The following is a 24572-nucleotide window of genomic DNA, read 5'->3' as shown; positions in this document are numbered from 1 at the left end:
TTATCCCCTGATATTGCGCAAACGTATTACTGCCTGATATTGGTAGTTTATTGATGGATGTTTAAACCAATGTGCAATAAGCGTCAATTTGATAAAAACTAAACCATCTTTTGTTGGTAATTTTTCTGCTTTAAATGAATCTACCACTATCTCATTTGGGTCAAATAGCCTTTCCCAGCCATTTTCCTGACAGTTACCCGCACCTCTTTTCCATTCCACTGATTTATTACTAAGACGATAGCCAAAGAATTCTGATTCACTGTGTTCTGGTGGCTCCCATTGGTTATTTATATTAAGATCGTATGCAATAATCAGGCATGAACCCTCACTTTCATCATTTCTATTATTGATTAATATTGGCTTTCCATCGCAATAATGCTGGCAATATCCTGCACGACGAATGTCTTTTTCTATAATATACAATGTTTGTTTAACAAAATATCCTAAACGATATCGCTGATATAACTCCATTACTTGTCTGGTTAAAACCGGGTAACTTTTGGCAATCGCCAGTAAAATAATAGTACCAATAGCCATTGCTACAATCACTTCTAACAATGTCATTCCAGATTGGTTTTTATGTTTTATCATTACAATAGAGTATCACTTATTTTATAAGAAAAAGCATAATTAACCACAAGCCGGAATACTATTAAACTTATTATTACTACATGATCTTACTCTTCCTCGTGAAGAAAAAATAACTGATATTTCACCTGCGGAATTAGCCAAGATAAAACTCGCGGGCATCATCGTGTTTCTTATTCCATGAAACTCTATCTGCTCCTTAGTTGCTGAGCTTATAACAACATCCTGATAGGATGATTTTATACCCTCAACATTCTCTAAATCACAATCAGCAAGTGCAGATCTAGAAAGCGCTATACACCACTCTTTTCCCGTTTTCAGCCACAATATCACCTCTTTATTCAGATAATTCGCCATAGATTGCTGCCTGGCGATAAATGTCAATACTTTCTGTACTGATTCCTGTAACCTGACTCTTTCCTGATGATCACCCCATTCTTGTATCCCCCATAAAGAAAATATTGAAACCAGAACAATAACAATCATCAATTCCAATAAGGAAAAACCTAATTGATTATCAATATTATCACTACCAATTATATTAATGTTATCTTCCATTAACAATTCCTTACATCCTTTCGCAAAACATTCTATTTGTTTTAAAAACAGAATAAACACATAATTGAATTTTATGCGAGAGTGCATCAATAAAAAAATAACAACATATTATTGTTACATTTAAATTGCGTAGAGCCTCGCAAAAATCAATAAGGATAGACGTTTTTGTTTCTTATTATTATCATGCATTGTAAGCTTATATGGCTATAAGGAAGAAGTTTCATAAATATAATCAAAAAAAACTCTTCATATATCGTATCCCACGCAGAATACGACAGACTAACCGACGACTTACTGGAGAAACAAAGCATGATCAATCTTGCAGTCGTTCAGGAACGGGCTAACGCTCTGTTTTCAGAGATCCCTTGGCTGACCTACATCGGCTTTGTGTCGGATTCCCGCTAATTCCTGCAATGATACTTGTCCTTTCAACAAAATCTTTTCGTTATCAGTGTATGATCAGTAGTTGATACAAGAGGGTAATTAAATCTTGGTTTGTGCTTGCGTATGCCAATATCTGAATTTCACCCCCGACTACATCATAAATGGCACGGAATTGCCGATCTTTGGAAAACCACTGGTGAAATTGAATTCCTTTATCCAGTAACATTGAGGAATAGCCGTATGCTAACGGGTTTTCCCCAATCAATCTCGATGATTCAATCAGTAAATCATCTACCAAATTTTGAGCCGCTTCCAACCCTATTGTGTAAACCTTGTAGTCTTCAATAATAGAAAGTGTCTGGTAGGCTGTTTCAGCAACTTGAACTTTATATATCACGTCCGACATTCCCTGCGTCTACGAAGTGCTTCTTCAGGGGTCATTTTTCTACCATCCATGATATCTTTCTTAGACAGCATAGCGATTTTAAGCAACGCCATCGCCTGTCTTTCTGCGTTTCTATCGGCTTGCTCCCTCTCACGTTCTGCTACCGGTTGAATAAACAATTCAGATATTCCGTTTTTGGTAATAAACAAGCCGCCCTCGAAGTTCTCTGGGTTACTGAGTAGATCCCTAGCTTTTTTTTGAGAAATGGTATTCATGGTCTTTTTCCTCCTACTTCTGTGTATCTGTATATTATACCACCAAAATGAAAAGGGGAACAATTTATAATAAATTGTTCCCCCAGATTATTGACAAACACAGAAGAACTGTTTCAGCCATAACCTCTAAATAGCAACCGGTGCCTTTATTCCTGGATACGGGTCATAATCGACAATTTCAAAATCATCAAATTTATAATCAAAAAGTGATTCCGGTTTACGCTTTATAACCAGTTTTGGCAGTGAACGCGGCTCACGACTGAGCTGTAATTGTGTCTGTTCCATATGGTTGTTATAAAGATGCGTGTCACCACCCGTCCAGACAAAATCGCCCACTGCCAGATCACACTGCTGTGCCATCATATGAACCAACAATGCATAGCTAGCAATATTGAACGGCAAGCCAAGGAATACATCACAGGAACGCTGGTAAAGCTGGCAGGAAAGTTTGCCATCCGCAACATAAAACTGGAAGAAAGCATGGCATGGCGCTAATGCCATTTTATCCAGTTCACCGACGTTCCAAGCCGATACAATGATCCGACGTGAATCCGGATCGCTTTTAAGCTGTTCCAACACCGTTTTCAGTTGGTCAATCTGGCGGCCATCTGCCGCTCCCCATGCGCGCCATTGTTTACCATACACAGGCCCCAAATCGCCGTTTTCATCCGCCCATTCATCCCAAATAGTGACACTATTTTCATGCAGATATTTGATATTCGTATCACCATTCAGGAACCAGAGAAGCTCATGAATAATTGAGCGGATATGACAACGTTTAGTTGTCACCAATGGGAAACCATCCTGCAAATTGAAACGCATCTGATGCCCGAAAGTGGAGACCGTCCCCGTCCCGGTGCGGTCTGCTTTTGGAGTGCCTTCTTCTAGCACTCTTTTCATTAAGTCCAGATACTGTTTCATTTTACCTCTTGTACCTTATTACCTTGGTGTTTGTATGCCCATATCATCATTAAAACTCCCGCCAGGATCATTGGAACAGAAAGAATCTGTCCCATGCTGATTCCATCGAATAAACCCAGTTGTGCATCTGGTTGACGGAAGAATTCCACTATTATCCTGAAAACACCGTAGCCAATTAAAAACAGGCCGGAAACACTGCCCATTGGACGAGGTTTACGGATATATAAATTTAAAATAATAAACAGGACGATCCCCTCTAACGCCATTTCGTAGAGTTGTGAAGGGTGACGGGGAAGAACGCCATATTGTTCAAGTATTGATAACAGTGAAGGGTCAGTTGCTGCCAGTGCAATATCCTCACTACGGGAGCTTGGAAACAGCATAGCCCACGGTGTATCCAATGTGACACGCCCCCACAATTCACCGTTAATAAAGTTACCAATTCTCCCCATTCCTAAGCCAAAAGGGACTAACGGTGCGATGAAATCAGCAACTTGTAAGAAATGACGTTTAGTTCTGCGACCAAATAACCACATTGCGCAGATAACACCCACCAAGCCACCGTGGAAAGACATTCCTCCATCCCAAACTTTAAACAAATAAAGCGGGTTATCGAGAAAGGCAGGGAGATTATAAAACAGTACGTAGCCAAGACGGCCACCAACAAAGACGCCAACAAAACCTGCATAGAGCAAGTTCTCTACTTCGTTTTTTGCCCAACCACTATTAGGTTTCGCGACTCTGCGTGTCGCCAGCCACATGGCGAATACAAACCCCACCAGGTACATAAAACCATACCAATGAAGGGATATGGGGCCTATTGAAAAAATAACCGGGTCAATATTAGGAAATGCCAGGTAGCTGTTACTCATCGTTCCCCACTTAATATTTAAAATGAATCCTAAGGCAAATGATTGCGGATCATAGCACAGGCCGTTAAACGGATTAAATTCCGCCTCTGACCAAACCGCCAATCCCATGCCGCTCCATAAACGTTGCTGACAGCTCCTTTACTCTTACGCTGGTTTCAGCCTGTAGTACTTCAGTCATTAACTGCTCAACCTGAACCCTCTCCAGATGACGTAATAAATATTTAATCCTTGGCACACTACAACCACTCATACTCAGGCTGCGATAGCCAAGACCAATCAATAACAGAGCACCCATCGGAGAACCCGCCATTTCACCACAAATACTGATAGCAAGACCCGCTTGCCGGCTATTTTCAAATACCAGTTTTAATGCCCGAATCACAGCCGGATGTAGACAATCATAAAGGGAAGCGACCTGGGTGTTGTTTCTATCCACTGCCAACAGATACTGTGTCAAATCATTGGTGCCAATAGAAACAAAATCGACTCTGCACTTGAGTTGTGGCAAGAGAAAAATGGTCGAAGGAACTTCAATCATCACGCCGAGCTGCGGCATAGGTATCTGATGCGCCAGAATTTGCTCAACTTCCTCTTTCGCTCTGTCTATCAATCTCTTAGCTTCATCAATCTCTTCCACGCTAGTAACCATTGGCAGAAGGATTTTCAAATTACCGCTATTAACATTCGCTCTGAGCATAGCCCTAAGCTGAATAAGAAAAATTTCCGGTTGGTCCAATGTCACCCGTATACCGCGCCACCCCAAACAAGGGTTTTCTTCGCTGATAGGCATGTAAGGCAGTTGTTTATCCGCACCGATATCAAGTGTACGCAATACCACCGGTTTATCAGGAAATAATTGCAGCATCTCCTGATAACGGGCTTTTTGTTCATCTTCTGAAGGGAAACCACAGTGCAACATAAAGGGTATTTCAGTTCGATAGAGACCAACACCATCAATATTATTGCCTATATGTAACTCATATTTCAGACTCAAACCCGCATTAAGTTGAACAAGAACACGCTCACCACTTTTGAGCCGCGCTTCCTGATCAACATCCCCTTCAGCCAGTTTACTCAGCGCTTTTTCTTCTTCGATGATCTGTTTATATTCCTGAGAAATCAGCGGCTCAGGTTCAATAAAAACTTCTCCGCGGAAACCATCAAGAATCAGCATACGATTGTGCAGGAGTTCCGGCAGGATATCAGCTCCCATAATAGCCGGGATGCCCATCGCCCGAACCAATATGGCAGAGTGTGAATGCGTCGCGCCATCACGAACAATAACCCCTGCTAATCTTTCCTGCGGCATTTCTGCCAATAGGTTAGCACTCAGTTCATCAGCAACCAGAATAAACCATTCAGGCCACAGATGACTGACAGTCGGTGAATCATCCAGATGAAACAGTAATCGTTGCCCAAGTGCCCGCAGATCCGATGCCCTTTCCCGCATATAGGCATCCTGTAAGCTGGCGAATTGCTCTGCGTATTTCTCAATAACTTGTTTAACCGCCCATTGCGCAACAGATCCCTGCTCAATACAAGAAAACAGATCTTGTTTCAGTTGAGGATCATTCAAAAGGTAGGAATAGAGATCAAAAATCGCGGCACTCTCTTTTTGAGAGCCGGTAGTAAAACGCTTACTGAGCCGCCGGCATTCCGCCGTCGCATCTTCAAGTGCCTGAATCAAACGAGAACGTTCTGCTGCATGATCAAGGGTTGATGCTTCAAAAATTTGTTCAAATGAGGGCTGGGAACAATCCTGCCACCCCTGGGCCATGACGATGCCATTGGAAATTGCCAACGCTTTAATTCGGGTCTGCCGGTAGTGCCCAAACAAGCCCTTGGTCTGAGCCTGAGCAAGAATCACAGCCAACTGTGTCGCCAGCGTCACCATAAAGGATTCTTCGGTTTCATTAAACAAGCGTTGTTCCTGCTGCTGAACAACCAGAACGCCTTGCAACTGACGGCGATAAATAACCGGAACCCCTAAAAAAGCGCGGAAGTTATCTTCCTTAACCTGAGGCAGATATTTAAAACTTGGATGACTGCGTACATCCGCTAAATTAATCAGTTCAGATAATTGACCAACTTGTCCAACCACCCCCTCACCAAATGCCAGGCTGATAATTCTTCCACGGGGTTTCCTCAATCCTCGGGTTGCCATCAGGTAATAACACTGCCGTTGATGATCAGCAAGATAGATAGAACACACATCTGTGCTCATCGCCAGGCAGGTCTCATTCACCAATAGCTCAAGCGCCTCGGCCAAATTGGTTGCCATCGCAACTTTTTCAACAATTTCCCGTAAGCGCATAAGCATGGAGCTAACCTAACTTCTTTTGCGACGATAAGAATATGAAGAACGTAATAATGATACGTTTTCCTGCATTGGCATCACAACCGAAGCAAATTCTTTCATCACGCGCCGGTAAACATCACGTTTAAAAGAGACAACCTGCCGGACAGGATACCAATAGCTGACCCAGCGCCAACCGTCAAACTCTGGGGTATTACTGTGCTGCACATTAATATCTTCTTCATTACAAAGCAGTTGTAATAAAAACCAACGCTGTTTTTGGCCAATACAGACAGGTCTTGTATCCCAACGCACCAAACGCTTAGGTAATTTGTAACGTAACCAATTACGGGTAGAGGCCAAAACGCGTACATCTTTCCGGCCTAAACCCACTTCTTCATACAGTTCCCGGTACATTGCCTGCTCTGGTGATTCCCCCGGATTAATCCCCCCCTGAGGGAATTGCCAGGAATGTTGCCCATAACGCCGGGCCCACAAAACCTGGCCTTGTCGATTACAAATTACAATTCCTACATTCGGGCGGTAGCCATCATCATCGATCACCAGACTACCTCAATAAACTAAATTTGAAAGATGACTAATTGTTTCACACTACCCTCAAGTGGTAAACCTCTATCATTGGACTTTGCAGTCGCTAGCTAAATCTCTACAATAGCACCATCTCAACGGGGTGCTGGCTGTTTAAAACGGTCTTGCTGAGAGTAAACCCGCCGAACCTGATCCGGCTAATACCGGCGTAGGGATTTGAGCTGCTAATTGTTTCACAGAAATTATCTTTCCGTTTAGCGCGCCCTCAGATCCTTTGCCAATCCTCTTAATTAAGGAGAGCAAAGTGTTTAAGACGTTATTTTCCAAATTAACCGTACTGACGGTACTGTCAGCCGCTGCTTTGTTATTGAGTCAGGTTGTACAGGCAAAGCCGGTATTAACCGTCTACACCTATGATTCTTTTGCCACCGAATGGGGACCAGGGCCCGCGATTAAAAAAGCGTTTGAAGCTGAATGTGACTGTGAGCTGAAATTTGTTGCACTGGAAGATGGTGTGTCCCTGCTCAACCGCCTCAGAATGGAAGGAAAACGCACGGCTGCCGATATTATCCTTGGTCTGGATAACAACTTGATTCAAGCGGCCCAACAGACAGGTCTGTTCACTGAAAGCCAAGTGGATACCCGTAAACTGAAGCTGCCGATACAATGGAATAACACCGTATTTATTCCTTATGACTATGGTTACTTTGCCTTCATTTACAACAAAAATACGTTGCCAAATCCACCAAAGAGCATGGATGAACTGATCAACAGTCACAATAACTGGAAAGTGATCTATCAAGATCCCCGCACCAGCACACCTGGGCAAGGTTTGCTGTTGTGGATGCAGAAAATTTATGGTGATGATGCCCCACAAGCCTGGCAAAAACTGGCAAAGAAAACACTCACGGTCACCAAAGGCTGGAGTGAAGCTTATGGTCTGTTCCTGAAAGGCGAAGGCGATTTAGTCCTGAGCTATACCTCTTCACCGGGCTATCACATTTTGTCTGAGAAGAAAGACGATTATGCTGCGGCAACGTTTAGTGAAGGTCATTACCTGCAAATCGAAGTTGCCGCCCAACTGGCCTCCAGCAAGCAACCGGAACTTGCCCAGAAATTTATGCGCTTTATGCTGACTCCGGCTTTCCAACAGGAAATTCCAACCACTAACTGGATGTATCCGGTTATTGATATCCAACTACCAGAAGTTTATTCACAGCTTTCAATACCAGAGAAATCATTACAGTACAACGCAGAAGAAGTCGCAAAACACCGTAACCAATGGATTCGCACATGGCAAAACGCTGTCAGCCGCTAATAGCCGGATGGCTGCTGCCGGGGGCGATTGCCGCCGGTCTTTTGCTATTGGTCGCTTTACTGGCATTCGGTACACTTTGGTTTAACGCGCCTGAAGACGACTGGTACTTACTGACAGAAGATCGCTATTTGTGGCATGTGGTGCGTTTTACATTCTGGCAAGCTTTTTTATCGGCTCTGTTTTCTGTTATGCCCGCTATTTTTCTTTCCCGGGCACTCTACCGCCGCCATTTTCCCGGCCGAACCTTGTTTCTGCGCCTGTGTGCTATGACGCTGGTTTTGCCGGTACTGGTCGCTCTGTTCGGCATTCTAACTGTCTATGGCAGAGTCGGCTGGCTGGCACAGTTCTGTGAATGGGCCGGTATCAATTACCCTTTCACCCCTTATGGTTTACAGGGCATTTTGCTGGCGCATATCTTCTTTAATATGCCACTGGCAACACGGCTGTTACTGCAATCACTGGAAAACATTGCGGTGGAACAACGGCAATTAGCCTCACAGTTGGGTATGAATGAATGGCAACATTTTCGTTTCGTTGAATGGCCTTACCTGCGCCGCCAAATCCTGCCAACCGGCGCGCTGATTTTTATGCTCTGTTTTGCCAGTTTTGCCACCGTGCTGGCTTTAGGTGGCGGGCCTGCGGCAACGACTGTCGAGCTGGCAATCTATCAGGCGTTAAGCTATGACTACGATCTCGGCCGTGCCGCGTTACTGGCTTTGATTCAGCTGACTTGCTGTCTTGGCCTGGTTCTTCTTAGTCAGAAACTTAACAGTGCTCTATCCATCGGCTATAGCAATCAACAGCAGTGGCGTAATCCACAGGATACTTTACTGAGAAAAATCTGTGACAGCGTGTTAATTACCGCAGCACTGTTACTGCTGGTGCCTCCATTGTTAGCTGTTGTGGTGGATGGTCTGAACAGCGGGTTATTCAACGTATTACGCCAGCCTGCATTGTGGCAGGCATTTATCACATCCGTTGTGATTGCTTTAGGTGCCGGATTACTGTGTGTTTTATTCACAATGATGCTGCTGTGGAGCAGCCGCGAGTTGTACCTGCGTTATTCACCCCGCTGGGGACAAGCGATGGAAATAAGCGGTTTGTTGATCCTGGCGATGCCCGGCATCGTGCTGGCAACCGGTTTTTTTCTTCTCCTTAACGACACCATCGGCCTGCCCCGCTCACCCTATGGTCTGGTAATTTTAACCAACTCACTGATGGCAATTCCTTATGCATTGAAAGTTCTGGATAATCCGATGAAAGATCTGGCAGCCCGCTATAATCCGTTGTGCCGATCCCTGAATATTCAAGGTATTAACCGACTGTGTTGGATTGAGCTAAAAGCACTGAAAATCCCGCTGGCGCAAGCTTTGGCTTTTGCTTGTGTCCTTTCGATTGGGGATTTTGGTGTGGTCGCGCTGTTTGGTAATGAAGATTTCCGTACACTTCCTTTCTATCTGTACCAGCAAATAGGGGCTTACCGTAGTCAAGATGGCGCAGTCACCGCCTTATTGCTGTTATTATTATGTTTTATGCTGTTTAGTTTACTTGAACGCTTACCGGGACGACGTCATGCTTAAACTTGAGAATCTGACTTACACCTATGAACATCTGGTGATGTTCTTTGACTTGCAGATTCAGGCTGGGGAGCGTATCGCTATTCTTGGCCCTAGTGGAGCAGGTAAAAGTACATTACTGAATCTGATCGCCGGTTTTCAAACAACAGAAAAAGGTTCCGTATGGCTGAATGGAGAAAATCACACCAATACGCCACCTTCTCAGCGCCCCGTATCCATGTTATTTCAAGAAAATAACCTCTTCTCTCATCTGACGATTGAACAGAATATTGGGTTGGGATTACATCCCGGATTACGCCTTAATAGCCAACAGCAACAGACGTTACAGCAAATAGTCTCCCAGGTTTCGTTGGAAGATTGCCTTACCCGCCTGCCTGCTCAACTTTCTGGTGGACAACGACAACGAGCAGCATTAGCGCGTTGTTTAGTGCGCCAGCAACCAATTCTGTTACTTGATGAGCCCTTTTCTGCCCTTGACCCAGCACTGCGTAATGAAATGCTGGTATTGCTGGAGCAAGTTTGCAATGAACGCCAGCTTACTTTGCTGATGGTTTCGCATAATCTGGATGATGCCGCCCGTATAGCTGACCGCGCTTTATTAGTTGTTGATGGCAATATTCATTATGACGGAGCAACAAACGCGTTAGTTGCCGGTATTGTTCCTGAGGCGGCTATTTTGGGAAGGAAGGTTGACTCTCATTAGGCGTTATTAACTCCATCGTTATCAGAATAAATGGGGATAGGATATGGCTTGGTATTTCGATTATATCCTTCTGTGACTAAGGTCTATATTTTGAAAATAAAATTGGATGGTATAAATCTTTTTTGTTATAAGTAATTTTTATGTATTAATTTTTCATAAAGGATTTAATAATGTCTAATTTGATTTATGCGACCATAAAAGGAAAGAACCAAGGGTTAATTTCAGCAGGCTGTTCTACTTTTGATTCTATTGGGAATAAATATCAAGAGAACCACAGGGATCAAATATTAGTTTACTCCGCTACACATTCTTTAACTCGCGTACAACATGTAAGCCATCATCCTTTTAATATCATAAAACCCATCGATAAATCCTCTCCTTTACTTGGACTAGCAATTTCAAACAACGAAGAACTTCATATCCTGTTAGATTTTTATAGAACTTCATCAGAAGGTGCTCAAGAAAAGTTTTATTCAATAGAATTAACAAAAGCAAAAATAAATGCTTTTAATATTAATTACCCTCATTCTTTAACTCATGCAGAGAATCAACCAGAAGAAAGTATCTCTGTCATTTATCAAAATATAACTTGGAGTCACCACATTGCAGGTACTTCTGCTTATAGTATCAGAGATGATGAGGTTTATTAAAAATGAATAAATTACGTGACAGGGTATTAAGTAATAATTTCTGTACATATGACCCAAGTTCCAGGCCATCTTTTAGGCGATGGGATGAAATAGATGCTTCGATTTATTTTCTTAATCGATTTATTCCAGGCTCAGTGAACTATCTGGATGGTTATAAAGATGCATATGTAAAATATAACAGGAACTTAATTTTAAAATATGCCCATATAGAACAAATCCCGCCAAATCTTTTGGCTGGTGTTGCCAGAATAGAAGCGGGCGGTAAACCAGATATGTGGAAGTTAAACACTATTGCAATGAGACAATGGCGTGAACAAGCTTTTAACCTTGATAAAACTCGCTCAAAAGGCTCAAATGAAACTTCTACGGGTATAGTTGCAATACAGATAAGACATGTAGCAGATATGATGGGTTTCGACTCAAATACATTAACAACAACAGACCAGTTAGAAATTGCAACTTGCCTTCAAATTGATGAATTTAATATTAAAATGGTTGCTCGTCATTTAAGAGATTTAATTTTCTATGATTATCCTAATGCAGATACCAAAAACTTAACAAAAGAACAATATATCATGGCTGGTTCTAGATATAACCGTGGTATAACAAGAGAAAAGGGAGATTTCATAAGAATAATGAACACTCCGCCTGAATTAAGCACTACTGATGAAAAAAAATGGATTTCTTACGGAGTAAGTATATATAAACGGCTGGATTATTTAGATAATTTACTTAAAGGATAAAAAATGAAAATATCAGATATATTTACATTTTTTATGTTAAGTTTTTTATCCTTTGGATTAATTAACTCATTCGCTTTTCCTAGGGTTACAGACCTTTTTGACTTCAACCCAGTTGACTGTGATATATGGCAATATGAAGATGGAGGTATTGATATAATCACTTCCATATTTATCTTAATCCCACTTAGTCCTTTTTATATAGCCTGTTTTTACAAGTCATATGTTTTATTTAAAAAAAACAAAATCAGATCTGTGATTTACTTCGTTTTTGCCGCTGTCTTTGTTCTTTATTGGTTCTATACTTACTACGCTAGATTTATGCTTTATTGCTAGACGGGATAAGCGTAATATTGATCTAATATTTTCCATATAGTCAATTCTCCACGTGTTTTATAATGCAACGAAAATTAGGCGATTTTATACGAAATTATAATGGTATTTTTATAAAAGAAATCCAGGAATTCGATTTAACAAAATCGTTAACGTGTAATCATAACTCCGACACGCCTGCCTGCCAGATATCACTCTATTTAAATTAACTTTTAGACGTTCAAGTTACCGGAATCACTCTCGATTATAAATATGATTTTCCATCACATCCTAATAGTTCAAAAAAACAATCAAATACAATCAGTTATTTAAGGTGATTAACATCACACTATTTGTTAATTTTAGTTTTAAAACCGAATAATAAATGTAACATATTCTTGTTTTTGCGGTTATTAACATTATTATTTTTCAAAGAGAATGATAAATGGATTATCAGAACTTATTTCAATTAACCACGCAAGAAAAACATGACCTATTTTTAGCATTAAATAAAATTGATTACGATCCTACGGGGAGTGATTTATATATTCACGCAGTAAGATCTGCAATGATGTCTTTTTTACCTGTAAGGATAATATCAGCCCTGAATAAACAGCGGGCATCTATAGATCCCAGGCCATACATAATTTTAAAGAATACGCCAATAGACTGTGAAATATTCTTCTCTCCATCACCAAACCAATATACTCCCTCAGCAAAATCAGGAAATATTAGTGAAAACCTTTTAACAGGTATAGCTTCACTCATCGGTGAACCCTATTCGATGTTTTTTGAAGGTAAAGAGTTAATTAATAACCTGATTCCAACTCATGAATCGAAAAATGAATATACAGGTTTAGGATTTGATGTTGAACTTGATTTTCATATTGAAAATGCAGCGTTAAAACATTTAGAACAATATAATGTTTCACCACTAGGCTTATTACTTACAGGAGTCAGGAATGATCCCGGTGGTCCTCTGACACATATATCAGACTCACGTATATCCATTGCTCAATTAGAGAAAGAAGATATAGAGATATTAGCAGCACCATTGTACAGTATTAAATTACCTTACCGCTGGAGACAATCCACAGTGATTGGGAAAGAAGAGACCCATCTTGTCCCACTTATATCAGAAAATCATATATTACCCGACATCAGCGCTGTATTTTATCCCGGTATGATAACAGCAAGTACAACTAAAGCTGACATTGCTTTGGAAAAATTCTACTGTTTGATTAAAGAAAATTCGGTAGGAATACATATTGAACCAGGAGATTTAGTATATATAGATAACAGATTCACTTTGCATTCAAGAGATAAATTCACACCAACATTCGATAATAGAGGAACTCCATTACGTTGGTTGCAACGTGTATTTATCTCACCAAATCTTTGGAATCATAGATATTTAAACCAAATCGAAAATAGAATTTTCTCTATTTAGAAGGATCTTCAGATGCTAAATGTTTTCTTTTCAATTCTGCCTATATTTCTACTAATTATTCTTGGTTTCTTATCTAAAAAATATATAAAAGATGTTTCTAATTTCTGGAACTTTTCAGATAAATTTGTTTACTATCTATTTTTTCCTGCTTTATTAATTTTAGATATTAGCGAAGCTAATTTTTCTGGCGCTGACAATTTCTACCCAATAGTATCAACAATAAGTTCCACAATAATAGTCGCTATTATTATTTTCTTTGGTAGATTTTTATTTAATACTACACCCGCTCTATTTACCTCTATTTTTCAAGGTGGAGTTAGATATAATTCATATGTTTTTATAGCCCTTTCACAATCACTATTTGGCAGTGAAGGTGTTGCATTATCCGGATTTTTTGTCGCCTATATGATAATTATCACCAATATTATGAGTGTACTGGTCATGAATCATTATGGTAGTGGAAGTAAAAAAAGCCTCAGTAGTGCTATCCTTGCTTTAGCTAAAAACCCACTCATCATTGGCGCAATCATTGGTGTGTTACTAAACTTCTTTAACATTCATATTACTGGTTCAATTAAGCAACTTTTTATCTATCTATCTAATGCAGCCACACCATTAAGCTTAATGTCTGTAGGCGCTGGATTGATCATCAGCATGCATATAAGAAAGCTACTTTCGATCTCCTATGCAACTATACTCAAGCTGGTTGTCATGCCACTTATCACCATCTTGATAATTAAATATTTAGGTGCATCAGGCGTGCCTGCGAATATTGCTATTCTATATTCCGCCGTGCCTTGTGCCGGTAATGCTTATATATTAGCCAGACAAATGGGGGGTGACCATGAGGCAATGGCCTCTATTATCACATGGACTACGTTATTATCCATCATTACTGTAACTTTAATTCTTGGTAGTATGAAATTATAGAAATATATATAAGAATAAAGCCAAATAATATTAAAAACGTATTACTTATAACAAACGTAATACGTTTTCTCTTACTATACTCTCATAGATATATTCAATAATCCCTGCCTATCCTATTAGGGCTATTTTACTTTCCGTTCTTTGTAATAAAGCAGTGCTTCGATGATCAGTTATACATCACATCACGATATAGCGAGTTCAAACAACTGTACAAATAACCATTGCCCAATGCTATAATTGTGGTTATTTTCAACAAATATAAGCGCCAACCTCTATGATGCAACAGAATCATGCTGAACAAGGTTTTATACTGACACGCCACTGGCGAGATACTCCCTCGGGTATTGAAGTGGAATACTGGCTGGTGACAGATCAGGGGCCACGTCATATAAAAATTCTTCACCAACAAGCTGTTGCTTTTATCCCGCAAGCCAATATGCCGCAAGCGGAAAAAATTCTGGCACAAGAGCGCAACTACCATCTCCGCCCACTTTCATTAAAAGATTTCAATCGCCAACCTGTTGCTGCACTTTATTGCCAGCAATATCGGCAGTTACAACGGATTGAGAAAGTGCTACAGCAACAGGAAATTCAGGTTTATGAAGCAGATATCCGTCCACCAGACAGATTTATGATGGAACGTTTTATCACTGCTCCCATCTGGTTCAGTCAGGCACCTAATGGCAGCTATCAAATGAAACCCAACCCGGCTTATCGCCCAACATTGAAATGGGTATCCCTGGATATTGAAACCAGTCAACATGGAGAACTTTATTCCATCGGATTAGCAGGATGTGATCAGCAAAAAGTATTTATGCTTGGCCCTGCTAACGGTAATGAACACCCGGTAAATTTCGATTTGGAATATGTAGCAAGTCGTCCACAAATGCTGGAAAGACTTAACGAGTGGCTGGAAAAATATGACCCTGACGCCATTATTGGCTGGAACCTGATTCAGTTCGATCTACGCATTTTACAAAAACATGCTGAACGCTACGGTGTCCCGCTGAAATTTGGACGGGCCGGAGGGTTACTGGAATGGCGGGAGCACGGCTTTAAATCGGGGCACTTTTTCGCTTCCACCGCCGGCCGGTTGATTATTGATGGTATTGAAGCACTGAAAACCGCTACCTGGAATTTTCCTTCTTTTAGTCTGGAATATGTAGCACAGGAACTATTAGGTGAAGGTAAAGCCATTAATACGCCCTATCAGCGTATGGATGAGATTGACCGCCGTTTCCAGCAAGATAAGCCCGCACTGGCGCAATATAATCTGCAAGACTGTATTCTGGTAAACCGGATTTTCGATAAAACCCACTTAATGGAATTCTTACTGGACAGAGCAACAGTTACCGGTCTCGCCGTAGATCGCAGTGGTGGTTCAGTCACGGCTTTCACTCATCTTTACATGCCAAGAATGCACCGTATCGGTTATGTGGCCCCTAATCCAGGTGGGAGACCCGAAGATAACAGCCCAGGCGGTTTCGTGATGGATTCTCGGCCCGGTTTGTATGATTCAGTGCTGGTACTGGATTATAAAAGTCTGTACCCCTCGATTATCCGCACTTTTCTTATCGATCCTGTCGGTATGGTGGAAGGTCTGGCACAGTCGGACAGCGAGCATGCAGTTCCCGGTTTTCGCAACGCCTTCTTTTCCCGTACTCAGCACTGTCTGCCTGATATCGTGACGCAAATCTGGCATGAACGTGACGCAGCAAAAAAACAGCATAACGCCCCATTGTCACAAGCATTGAAGATCATCATGAACGCTTTCTACGGTGTTCTTGGGGCAGAGGGCTGTCGTTTCTTCGACCCGCGCCTGACGTCTTCCATTACTATGCGCGGCCACGAAATTATGCTCCAAACCAGAAAGTTGATTGAATCTCAAAACTATCAAGTTATCTACGGTGATACAGATTCTATCTTTATATGGCTGAAACAGGCACATGAGGAAGAACTGGCTCTCAGCATCGGTAAAGAACTTGCTCAGTTCGTTAACCAATGGTGGCAAAAGTACCTGCAAGAGCATTTTGGGCTTAAAAGCACCCTTGAGTTGGAATTTGAAACTCACTATCGCCGCTTCCTGATGCCAACCATCCGTGGTGCTGAACAAGGCAGTAAAAAACGTTATGCCGGTCTGAGTGGTGACCGCATGGTCTATAAAGGTCTGGAAACGGTACGCACTGACTGGACACCTCTGGCGCAAGATTTCCAGAAGCAATTGTATTCACTGATTTTTCATGAGCAGCCTTATCAAGAGTTTATCCGTGGTTATGTTACCAGTACCCAAAAAGGAAAATTTGATGATAAACTAACCTACCGTAAAAGGTTGGGCCGTAAGCTGTCTGACTATCAGCGCAATGTACCACCCCATGTGAGAGCAGCAAGGCTGGCAGATGAATACAATCTGCAACACAACCGGCCCTTGCAGTACCAAAATGGGGGGTGGATAAGCTATGTCATGACACTATCCGGGCCGGAACCACTGGAAAATCTGCATTCATCACCGGACTATGATCACTATATCAATAAACAGCTTCAGCCTATCGCTGATGCTATCCTGCCATTTTTACAGGATGATTTTATAACTTTACTCACCGGACAGATGGTAATGCCTTTTGGCTGATTACTATTTTTTGCAGGTGACGACCGGCTTTGCTTCCATTAACATATCGCCCCTTTAACGAGTGATAAGGCGATTTGTGGGCATCTTGCTATCTGCCCATTATCTTCGTTAAATCAAATAAAAGCTGTCGTCCTTCACCTATAAATAACATTTATCTAACAGAAACTGAGTCAAAATTTATGCCATTTACCCTCGGTCAACGCTGGATCAGCGATACAGAAAGCGAACTTGGATTAGGAACCGTTGTTGCATTGGACGCACGAATGGTCACTTTGCTTTTTCCTGCCAGCGGTGAAAACCGCCTTTACGCACGCAATGATTCTCCTATTACCCGCGTTATGTTTAACTCGGGGGATGTTGTCACCAGCCATGAAGGCTGGCAACTCAAAGTGGATGAAGTCCAGCAAGAGAATGGCCTGATTATTTATACAGGTACACGTCTTGATACTCTGGAAGAGAATGTCAGTCTGCGCGAAGTGTTCCTCGACAGCAAACTCACCTTCAACAAGCCACAGGATCGCTTGTTTGCCGGTCAGATTGACCGCATGGATCGCTTTGCCTTGCGCTTTCGCGCCCGTAAATATCAAAGCGAACAATTTAAACTGGCTGAAAGTGGTCTGCGGGGTATCCGCGCAAGCTTGATCCCCCATCAGCTTCATATCGCTAATGAAGTAGGCAAACGCCACGCGCCAAGGGTATTGTTGGCTGATGAAGTCGGCTTGGGTAAAACCATTGAAGCCGGGATGATCATCCACCAGCAACTGCTGGCAGGTCGCGCTGAACGTGTTCTGGTTATTGTGCCAGACAGTCTTCAGCACCAATGGCTGGTAGAGATGCTGCGCCGTTTCAATCTGCGTTTTGCCCTGTTTGATGACAGCCGCTATACCGAAGCCCGACATGACAGCGATAATCCATTTGAAACAGAACAACTGATACTTTGCTCGCTGGATTTTGTCCGCCGTAATAAACAACGTTTTGAGCATATGCTTGAAGCCAATTGGGATCTGATGGTGGTGGATGAAGCTCACCACCTGGCCTGGAGTGAAGATGCACCAAGTCGAGAATACCAGGTTATTGAAGAATTGGCTGAACAGATCCCTGGTGTACTGCTGCTGACCGCAACACCAGAGCAGTTAGGACAGGAAAGCCATTTTGCCCGCCTGCGCCTGCTTGATCCAAGCCGTTTTCATGATTATCAGGCTTTTATTGACGAACAACAAAACTACCGCCCGGTTGCCGATGCCGTAACTCTGCTGTTATCTGGTGAACAACTTAACAACAATCAATTAAATCTGATGGGTGAGCTGATTAGTGAGCAGGATATTGAGCCTCTGCTAAAAGCAGCCAACAGTCATAGTGATGAAAGTGAAACCGCACGCCGTGAACTGATTTCCATGCTGATGGATCGCCACGGTACCAGCCGTATTCTGTTCCGTAATACCCGTAATGGTGTGAAAGGCTTTCCTCATCGGGAACTGCATCAGATTAAGTTACCTCTGCCAGCCCAATATCAAACAGCCATTAAAGTCTCCGATATTATGGGCGCTAAAAAATCGCTGGAATCACGCGCAAGGGATATGCTTTACCCAGAGCAGATTTATCAGGAGTTTGAAGGCGAAAACGCCACATGGTGGAATTTTGATCCCCGCGTAGAATGGTTACTGGGTTTCCTGACCGCAAACCGCGATGAAAAAGTGCTGGTCATTTGTGCTAAAGCAACCACAGCTCTACACCTGGAGCAGATACTGCGTGAACGCGAAGGCATTCGCGGTGCTGTTTTCCATGAAGGATTATCACTGGTTGAACGTGACCGCGCCGCTGCCTACTTTGCTTCTGAAGAAGAGGGGGCACAGGTGTTGCTGTGCTCCGAAATTGGCTCAGAAGGCCGTAACTTCCAGTTCGCCAACCAGTTAGTCATGTTCGATTTGCCATTCAACCCGGATTTACTGGAACAACGTATCGGACGTCTGGATCGTATCGGCCAAAGCCGTGATATCCAAATCAGTGTGCCCTATCTGGAAAATACCGCACAGGCCGTTCTGATCCGGTGGTATCACGAAGGTCTGGATGCATTCGAACACACCTGCCCAACAGGCCGTACTATCTACGATAACTATTATGAAACTCTGCTGAGCTATCTTGCCAAACCAAATGAACAGGAAAAATTTGGTGAGTTTATTGAGCAATGCCGCCAACAACATGAGCAGCTCAAATTACAACTGGAGCAAGGCCGCGACCGGCTGCTGGAAATGAACTCCAATGGCGGAGAACATGGCTTACAGTTAGCAGAAAAAATTGCAAAGTATGATGGTGATACTGAACTGGTGAATTTCTCTCTCAACTTGTTTGATATCGTTGGTATCAATCAGGAAGATCGCAGCGACAACATGATTGTGCTGACACCATCCGATCATATGCTGGTTCCGGATTTCCCAGGCCTGCCACAAGATGGCTGTACTATCACATTCGATCGTGAACAAGCGCTGTCCCGTGAAGATGCCCAGTTTATCAGTTGGGAACACCCGATTATCCGTAATGGGTTGGACCTGATCCTTTCCGGTGATACCGGCAGCTGTGCTGTCTCTCTTTTGAAAAATAAAGCATTACCCGTTGGAACCCTGCTGGTAGAGCTGATTTATGTGGTTGAAGCACAAGCGCCAAAACATCTGCAATTGACCCGTTTCCTGCCACCAACACCATTGCGGATACTGATGGACTTGAAAGGCAACAATCTGGCTGGTCAGGTGGAATTTGAAAGCTTTAACCGCCAACTTAACGCCGTCAATCGTCATACTGCGAGTAAGCTGGTTAATGCGGTACAAAAAGAAGTTCACGCTATTCTACAGCAAGCAGAAGGTTTGATAGAAACACAGGCTCAATCATTGATTGAACAAGCGAAACAGGAAGCTGATGAAAAACTCACGGCTGAACTTTGCCGCTTGGAAGCACTCAAAGCCGTCAATCCGAATATTCGTGATGATGAGTTGGAAGCGATTGAATCCAATCGCCAACAGTTATTGCTTAACCTGAATCAGGCAAGCTGGCGTCTGGATGCTATTCGCCTTGTTGTTGTTACGCATCAGTAAGTATTAGAAATACCCGGAGGCGGGACCGGGATGGGGTGTCTCTCACCAAGACCCCTATTCCCACGCCTCCTTATGATATTCTGCTACCGGAGCCTCAATGGAAGCTTATAACCCTCCCACCGATCCCTGGCTACATGTGCTCTATCAGGATCAACACATCATTGTGGTCAACAAACCCAGTGGGCTACTCTCTGTTCCTGGCCGGGCAGAAGAACATAAAGACAGCATTATGACGCGGATACAACAGCAGTTTTCGACAGCAGAATCTGTTCACCGGCTGGATATGGCAACCAGCGGCGTAATGGTGGTTGCATTGACTAAAGATGCAGAGCGTGAATTGAAACGCCAGTTCCGTGAACGGGAACCGAAAAAAACCTATATTGCACGGATTTGGGGACGTCTGGAACCAGAAACCGGCATGGTCGATCTACCGCTGATTTGTGACTGGCCGAACCGACCAAAGCAGAAAGTTTGTTTTGAAACCGGAAAATCAGCTCAAACTGAATACGAAGTACTCGCTTACGAAGATGAAGCGACCCGGGTAAAACTCTCACCAATAACAGGTCGTTCACATCAGCTCAGGGTACACATGCTGGCACTTGAGCACCCTATTCTGGGAGATCGGTTTTACGCTCATCAGCAGGCAAGAGCAATGGCGCCTCGCCTGCAATTACATGCACAGGAACTACATATCGCTCATCCGGCCTATGGAACCCCAATGCATTTTCAGTGTAAAGCCGATTTTTGATTAATAGACAAATACGGTAACCGAATCCAATGAAGCCAATATCAGGCACAAGGCCAAGCCAAAATAACCCGAAAGAATACGGATACTTGCCATTTTCTCATTCCTCAATTTATTTAAAGTAAAAAATATATAAAATACTCTAATATTTTAAAGGAATAAAAAATAAACTCAATAACAGTAGGGGATTTTATTCCCCTATATGTTTAATAGCATGTTTTAAAAAAGAAAAAATAGCTTACTTAAAACCTTTCTCTTTTTTAATCAGATCATAAGCAGCTTGAATTGACTGGGCTTTTTGTTTAGCAATCTCCATCATTTCCGGTGGTAAACCTTTTGCCACCAGCTTATCAGGATGATGTTCACTCATCAGTTTACGATAGGCACGTTTAATTGTTGTCACGTCATCACTTTCACGCACACCTAGCACCTTACAGGCGTCCGCCAGGGTTGGCCCCTGAACAGTGCTCTGGTAGCTACCATACTGATGCTGCCGCCACTCTCCACCACCACTGAAATGACGGCCACCTTCCATCATGGCAAGGAATTGTTCAAACTGGTTACGGGAGATCCCAAGTTCATCAGCAATGATAAACAACACTTTCCTTTCATTCGGATGCAACTGACCATCAGAAAATGCAGCCTGCAACTGAATCTCCAAAAACATCCGAATTAAGTCAGACCGACCGAAACAGGCACGACGTAATTGTCTCAATGTCTCACGCAAAGGAAAATTCAGCTCTTTACCCTCACGAAAAGCGTGCTGGGCCGCAGTCCTAGCTTGCCCATGAAGTTGCATCCGGTCCATTAACTGGCTGGCAAGCTGGATATCTGTTTCAGTCACCCGTCCTTTTGATTTAGTAATATGCCCCATCACCTGAAAGGTACTACTGAAAAACAGCATCTGGCGGGACTGATTATTTGCAAAAAAAACCTGGCTTCTCCGTACACTGGCCCTATCAAACAGATGACCAACAAACAGGCCAATGACAATACCCCAGAAGCCTGCTCCAGACATGACACCAAAGATCAGACCAAGCAATTTTCCCCAATAATGCATATACTCCTCAATTCATCAATGCTCTGAGTGTAGTTTTGCATTATCATACTATTCATTCAGCCCCGTGCCTAACGGCAAGATAAGTAAAGGTATGACTTTACACTGGCGCATACTCATTGAGTGCGCTAGTCTCTTGAGGTTTGCCGGCATAACGCCACTGATGACGGAACCGCATAAATATCTATGAAGAAATGTTATCCAACTTTGCTGGCCACAATGGTATGGGCCGCACTTTATAGTCAGCATGCACATGCTGATCTCGCAGCACAATGCATGCTGGGTATACCTGTTTACGACCAGCCAATAATTAATGGCGATCTAAATCAACTTCCTATCAATATCCTGGCAGATGACTCACACGCAGATTATCCACGTTCTGCTAAGTTCAGCGGTAATGTCAATATTACACAGGGTAATAAAACGCTGACCGCCGATAAGGTACAACTTGATCAAACAGAGGATGAAGTTCCATTAAGGACTGCTACTGCTACGGGCAATGTTCATTATGACGACCCCCAAATTATTCTGAAAGGTCCACGCGCTTGGTCTAATTTAAATAATAAAGACACAGATATGGATCAAGCCGATTATCAGATGGTCGGGCGTCAGGGACGCGGCATCGCAGATAAAATGAAACTGCGTGGTGAAAACCGTTATGCCATTCTGGATAATGGTTCTTTTACTTCCTGCCTGCCTGGTAATGATAGCTGGAGCGTTGTTGGCTCCGAAGTCATTCTCGACCGAGAAGAAGAAGTCGCTGAAATATGGAATGCCCGTTTCAGAGTGGCGAATGTTCCGGTATTTTATAGTCCCTATCTTCAATTACCGATCGGCACTAAACGCCGCTCTGGTTTCCTTATTCCTAACGCCAGCTATTCCAAAAATAACGGCGTTGAATTTATTCTGCCCTATTACTGGAATATCGCACCGAATTATGATGCCACGATTACGCCGCATTATATCAGTAGACGTGGTTTAAAACTGGATAATGAATTCCGTTATTTAACCAAAGCAGGTGCAGGTACACTTGCGTTCGACTGGCTGAATAATGACGATCTGTATGTTAAAGATAAAAATGCAAGAACACGTACCGCCAGAGAGAGTGATAATCGCTGGTTATTTTACTGGGGACACAGTGGTGTGATGGATCAGGTATGGCGCTTTAATATCGACTATACCAAAGTCAGTGACCCTGAATATTTTTCTGACTTTAGTTCTCAATATGGTTCCACCACCGACGGCTATGCTACACAGAAACTTAGCCTGGGATATGCTCAACAAAACTGGAATGCCACCTTATCCACTAAACAATTCCAGATTTTTTCTAAAGATACCAATAGAAAAGCCTACAGAGCTGAACCACAGTTAGATCTGAACTATTACAAAAACGATCTGGGGCCATTTGATCTTAAGGTCTATGGTCAGGCGGTAAAATTTACCAGTGTAGGTAAAGATAATCCGGAAGCAACCCGCTGGCATTTGGAACCCTCCATTAACCTGCCACTTTCCAATGGCTGGGCCAGTATGAATAATGAAGTTAAGCTGATGTCGACTCACTATCAGCAGGATATTCCCAAATCTCTTGAAAATACTGAATATAAAGAATCGGTTAACCGGGTTCTGCCGCAGTTCAAAAGTGAAGCCAAAATGGTGTTTGAACGTTCAACATACCTGAACAGCGATTACACCCAAACGCTGGAACCACAGGTTCAGTATCTGTATGTGCCATACAAAAACCAAGATAATATCAATAACTTCGATTCATCTTTACTGCAAACTGACTATACCGGCCTGTTCCGTGAGCGCTTTTATGGTGGCCTGGACCGCATTTCATCCGCTAATCAAGTCACTACCGGCCTCACTACCCGCATTTATGATGAGAGTTTAGTTGAACGTTTTAACCTGTCGTTAGGTCAAATCTATTACTTTGAACGTCCACGTACCGGTGAGGAAAATATCATTAACAGTAAAGACAGAACAGGTATGATGACCTGGGCTGGTGATACTTACTGGAAAATTAATGATTCCTGGGGTTTAAAAGGCGGTGTGCAGTACGATACCCGTCTGGGCAGCGTAACGATGGGGAATACCGTACTGGAATATCGCCGTGATGCAGACCGGCTTATCCAGTTGAACTATCGTTTTGTTGACAGAGATTATATCCAGGCCACAGCTAAAAATGCCCCAGCCTTCCAGCAAGGGATTTCTCAACTTGGTCTGGTTGCAAGCTGGCCGTTAAGTGATCGCTGGGCTTTGGTTGGCGCTTACTACTATGATACCAAAGAGCAGCAACCTGCAAGTCAGTTAGTGGGCTTACAATACAACACTTGCTGCTGGGCGGTTAACGTCGGTTATGAGCGTAAAATCGTTGGTTGGAAAGACAACAATAGTGAATATGACAACAAATGGTCATTTAATTTTGAACTCCGAGGCTTAAGTAACAATCATAGTCTGGGTAGCCAGAAAATGTTGCAGTCTGGCATCATGCCATACCAGCGTGCATTCTGATGCTAATAACGCTTTGATATTAAACAATATAAGTCCGCT

At 42.7% G+C, this 24572-nt stretch carries 20 protein-coding genes and 1 riboswitch; of the genes, 11 read left to right on the top strand and 9 right to left on the bottom strand.

From position 1 onward, the window contains the following. The 8 genes from ACGF63_RS07390 to rppH form a co-directional block, all read right to left on the bottom strand. Complete coding sequence (locus ACGF63_RS07390; protein ID WP_036843809.1) at window positions 1–591, bottom strand: prepilin peptidase-dependent protein; 591 nt, start codon at window positions 589–591, stop codon at window positions 1–3. 39 nt (window positions 592–630) lie between these two features. Further along, a complete protein-coding gene (locus ACGF63_RS07385; protein WP_051477181.1) occupies window positions 631–1146 on the bottom strand; it encodes a prepilin peptidase-dependent protein in 516 nt (171 codons plus the stop codon). Window positions 1147–1594: 448 nt separating this feature from the next. Then, window positions 1595–1936 carry a hypothetical protein gene (locus tag ACGF63_RS07380; RefSeq protein ID WP_152963546.1) on the bottom strand — a complete coding sequence of 114 codons (342 nt, stop codon included), beginning with the start codon at window positions 1934–1936 and terminating at the stop codon, window positions 1595–1597. Then, window positions 1924–2190, bottom strand: coding sequence for a hypothetical protein (locus ACGF63_RS07375; RefSeq protein WP_036843812.1), 267 nt, complete (start codon window positions 2188–2190; stop codon window positions 1924–1926). Before ACGF63_RS07375 ends, ACGF63_RS07380 begins: the two co-directional genes overlap by 13 nt. A gap of 126 nt (window positions 2191–2316) precedes the next feature. Then, window positions 2317–3111 (bottom strand): thymidylate synthase, encoded by a 795-nt coding sequence (gene thyA, locus ACGF63_RS07370; protein ID WP_152963545.1) that lies wholly within the window; start codon window positions 3109–3111, stop codon window positions 2317–2319. Then, window positions 3108–3983 (bottom strand): prolipoprotein diacylglyceryl transferase, encoded by an 876-nt coding sequence (gene lgt, locus ACGF63_RS07365; protein WP_152963567.1) that lies wholly within the window; start codon window positions 3981–3983, stop codon window positions 3108–3110. Before lgt ends, thyA begins: the two co-directional genes overlap by 4 nt. A gap of 73 nt (window positions 3984–4056) precedes the next feature. Continuing rightward, window positions 4057–6303: a phosphoenolpyruvate--protein phosphotransferase gene (ptsP, locus tag ACGF63_RS07360; RefSeq protein WP_036843816.1), complete on the bottom strand. Its 2247-nt coding sequence runs from the start codon at window positions 6301–6303 to the stop codon at window positions 4057–4059. A gap of 9 nt (window positions 6304–6312) precedes the next feature. After that, window positions 6313–6843, bottom strand: a complete 531-nt coding sequence (gene rppH, locus ACGF63_RS07355) for an RNA pyrophosphohydrolase (RefSeq protein ID WP_036843817.1) — start codon at window positions 6841–6843, stop codon at window positions 6313–6315. Window positions 6844–6956: 113 nt separating this feature from the next. After that, window positions 6957–7061: riboswitch (TPP riboswitch) on the top strand. A 71-nt stretch (window positions 7062–7132) separates the two neighbouring features. Here rppH and thiB point away from each other — a divergent pair. From thiB to rluA, 10 genes are all read left to right on the top strand, one after another. Continuing rightward, window positions 7133–8146, top strand: coding sequence for a thiamine ABC transporter substrate binding subunit (gene thiB, locus ACGF63_RS07350; protein ID WP_387629802.1), 1014 nt, complete (start codon window positions 7133–7135; stop codon window positions 8144–8146). Continuing rightward, window positions 8122–9726, top strand: a complete 1605-nt coding sequence (gene thiP, locus ACGF63_RS07345) for a thiamine/thiamine pyrophosphate ABC transporter permease ThiP (protein ID WP_387629799.1) — start codon at window positions 8122–8124, stop codon at window positions 9724–9726. Before thiB ends, thiP begins: the two co-directional genes overlap by 25 nt. Further along, window positions 9719–10426, top strand: a complete 708-nt coding sequence (gene thiQ, locus ACGF63_RS07340; RefSeq protein WP_387629796.1) for a thiamine ABC transporter ATP-binding protein ThiQ — start codon at window positions 9719–9721, stop codon at window positions 10424–10426. Before thiP ends, thiQ begins: the two co-directional genes overlap by 8 nt. 170 nt (window positions 10427–10596) lie before the next feature. Beyond that, window positions 10597–11076: an Hcp family type VI secretion system effector gene (locus tag ACGF63_RS07335; protein WP_088373893.1), complete on the top strand. Its 480-nt coding sequence runs from the start codon at window positions 10597–10599 to the stop codon at window positions 11074–11076. Between the two features lie 2 nt (window positions 11077–11078). Next, window positions 11079–11819, top strand: coding sequence for a hypothetical protein (locus ACGF63_RS07330; RefSeq protein ID WP_152963541.1), 741 nt, complete (start codon window positions 11079–11081; stop codon window positions 11817–11819). Window positions 11820–12573: 754 nt separating this feature from the next. Then, complete coding sequence (locus ACGF63_RS07325) at window positions 12574–13578, top strand: TauD/TfdA family dioxygenase (RefSeq protein ID WP_152963540.1); 1005 nt, start codon at window positions 12574–12576, stop codon at window positions 13576–13578. Between the two features lie 12 nt (window positions 13579–13590). Then, the gene (locus ACGF63_RS07320) at window positions 13591–14508 is read left to right on the top strand and encodes an AEC family transporter (RefSeq protein ID WP_036843824.1); all 918 of its coding nucleotides are present in this window, start codon (window positions 13591–13593) and stop codon (window positions 14506–14508) included. Between the two features lie 277 nt (window positions 14509–14785). After that, on the top strand, window positions 14786–17134 hold the full coding sequence (locus ACGF63_RS07315; RefSeq protein ID WP_387629842.1) for a DNA polymerase II: 2349 nt from the start codon (window positions 14786–14788) through the stop codon (window positions 17132–17134). Window positions 17135–17313: 179 nt separating this feature from the next. Beyond that, window positions 17314–20220 (top strand): RNA polymerase-associated protein RapA, encoded by a 2907-nt coding sequence (gene rapA, locus ACGF63_RS07310; protein WP_152963539.1) that lies wholly within the window; start codon window positions 17314–17316, stop codon window positions 20218–20220. Between the two features lie 97 nt (window positions 20221–20317). Then, a complete protein-coding gene (gene rluA / locus ACGF63_RS07305) occupies window positions 20318–20968 on the top strand; it encodes a bifunctional tRNA pseudouridine(32) synthase/23S rRNA pseudouridine(746) synthase RluA (protein WP_036843826.1) in 651 nt (216 codons plus the stop codon). Window positions 20969–21203: 235 nt separating this feature from the next. Here the strand turns inward: rluA and djlA are convergent, their stop codons facing one another. Then, window positions 21204–22025, bottom strand: coding sequence for a co-chaperone DjlA (gene djlA / locus ACGF63_RS07300; RefSeq protein ID WP_387629789.1), 822 nt, complete (start codon window positions 22023–22025; stop codon window positions 21204–21206). 183 nt (window positions 22026–22208) lie between these two features. Here djlA and lptD point away from each other — a divergent pair, with 183 nt between their 5' ends. Continuing rightward, on the top strand, window positions 22209–24533 hold the full coding sequence (lptD, locus tag ACGF63_RS07295; RefSeq protein ID WP_036843829.1) for an LPS assembly protein LptD: 2325 nt from the start codon (window positions 22209–22211) through the stop codon (window positions 24531–24533). The last annotated feature ends 39 nt before the right edge of the window (window positions 24534–24572 follow it).

It is taken from the genome of Photorhabdus sp. RM322S (assembly GCF_042879395.1).
Taxonomy (GTDB): domain Bacteria; phylum Pseudomonadota; class Gammaproteobacteria; order Enterobacterales; family Enterobacteriaceae; genus Photorhabdus; species Photorhabdus khanii.
The sequence above is the reverse complement of the archived record's forward strand: the minus strand, read 5'-3'. Positions and strand labels throughout refer to the sequence as shown.

Excerpts from the sequence above, each read along its gene's own strand:
- ACGF63_RS07335 (WP_088373893.1), top strand. The coding sequence starts at position 10,597 with ATGTCTAATTTGATTTATGCGACCATAAAAGGAAAGAACCAAGGGTTA.
- ACGF63_RS07375 (WP_036843812.1), bottom strand. The coding sequence starts at position 2,190 with ATGAATACCATTTCTCAAAAAAAAGCTAGGGATCTACTCAGTAACCCA.
- thiQ (WP_387629796.1), top strand. The coding sequence starts at position 9,719 with ATGCTTAAACTTGAGAATCTGACTTACACCTATGAACATCTGGTGATG.
- ACGF63_RS07330 (WP_152963541.1), top strand. The coding sequence starts at position 11,079 with ATGAATAAATTACGTGACAGGGTATTAAGTAATAATTTCTGTACATAT.
- thiP (WP_387629799.1), top strand. The coding sequence starts at position 8,122 with ATGGCAAAACGCTGTCAGCCGCTAATAGCCGGATGGCTGCTGCCGGGG.
- ptsP (WP_036843816.1), bottom strand. The coding sequence starts at position 6,303 with ATGCTTATGCGCTTACGGGAAATTGTTGAAAAAGTTGCGATGGCAACC.
- rluA (WP_036843826.1), top strand. The coding sequence starts at position 20,318 with ATGGAAGCTTATAACCCTCCCACCGATCCCTGGCTACATGTGCTCTAT.
- rapA (WP_152963539.1), top strand. The coding sequence starts at position 17,314 with ATGCCATTTACCCTCGGTCAACGCTGGATCAGCGATACAGAAAGCGAA.
- lgt (WP_152963567.1), bottom strand. The coding sequence starts at position 3,983 with ATGAGTAACAGCTACCTGGCATTTCCTAATATTGACCCGGTTATTTTT.
- ACGF63_RS07325 (WP_152963540.1), top strand. The coding sequence starts at position 12,574 with ATGGATTATCAGAACTTATTTCAATTAACCACGCAAGAAAAACATGAC.
- ACGF63_RS07320 (WP_036843824.1), top strand. The coding sequence starts at position 13,591 with ATGCTAAATGTTTTCTTTTCAATTCTGCCTATATTTCTACTAATTATT.
- lptD (WP_036843829.1), top strand. The coding sequence starts at position 22,209 with ATGAAGAAATGTTATCCAACTTTGCTGGCCACAATGGTATGGGCCGCA.
- ACGF63_RS07390 (WP_036843809.1), bottom strand. The coding sequence starts at position 591 with ATGATAAAACATAAAAACCAATCTGGAATGACATTGTTAGAAGTGATT.
- ACGF63_RS07380 (WP_152963546.1), bottom strand. The coding sequence starts at position 1,936 with ATGTCGGACGTGATATATAAAGTTCAAGTTGCTGAAACAGCCTACCAG.
- djlA (WP_387629789.1), bottom strand. The coding sequence starts at position 22,025 with ATGCATTATTGGGGAAAATTGCTTGGTCTGATCTTTGGTGTCATGTCT.
- thyA (WP_152963545.1), bottom strand. The coding sequence starts at position 3,111 with ATGAAACAGTATCTGGACTTAATGAAAAGAGTGCTAGAAGAAGGCACT.
- ACGF63_RS07315 (WP_387629842.1), top strand. The coding sequence starts at position 14,786 with ATGCAACAGAATCATGCTGAACAAGGTTTTATACTGACACGCCACTGG.
- ACGF63_RS07385 (WP_051477181.1), bottom strand. The coding sequence starts at position 1,146 with ATGGAAGATAACATTAATATAATTGGTAGTGATAATATTGATAATCAA.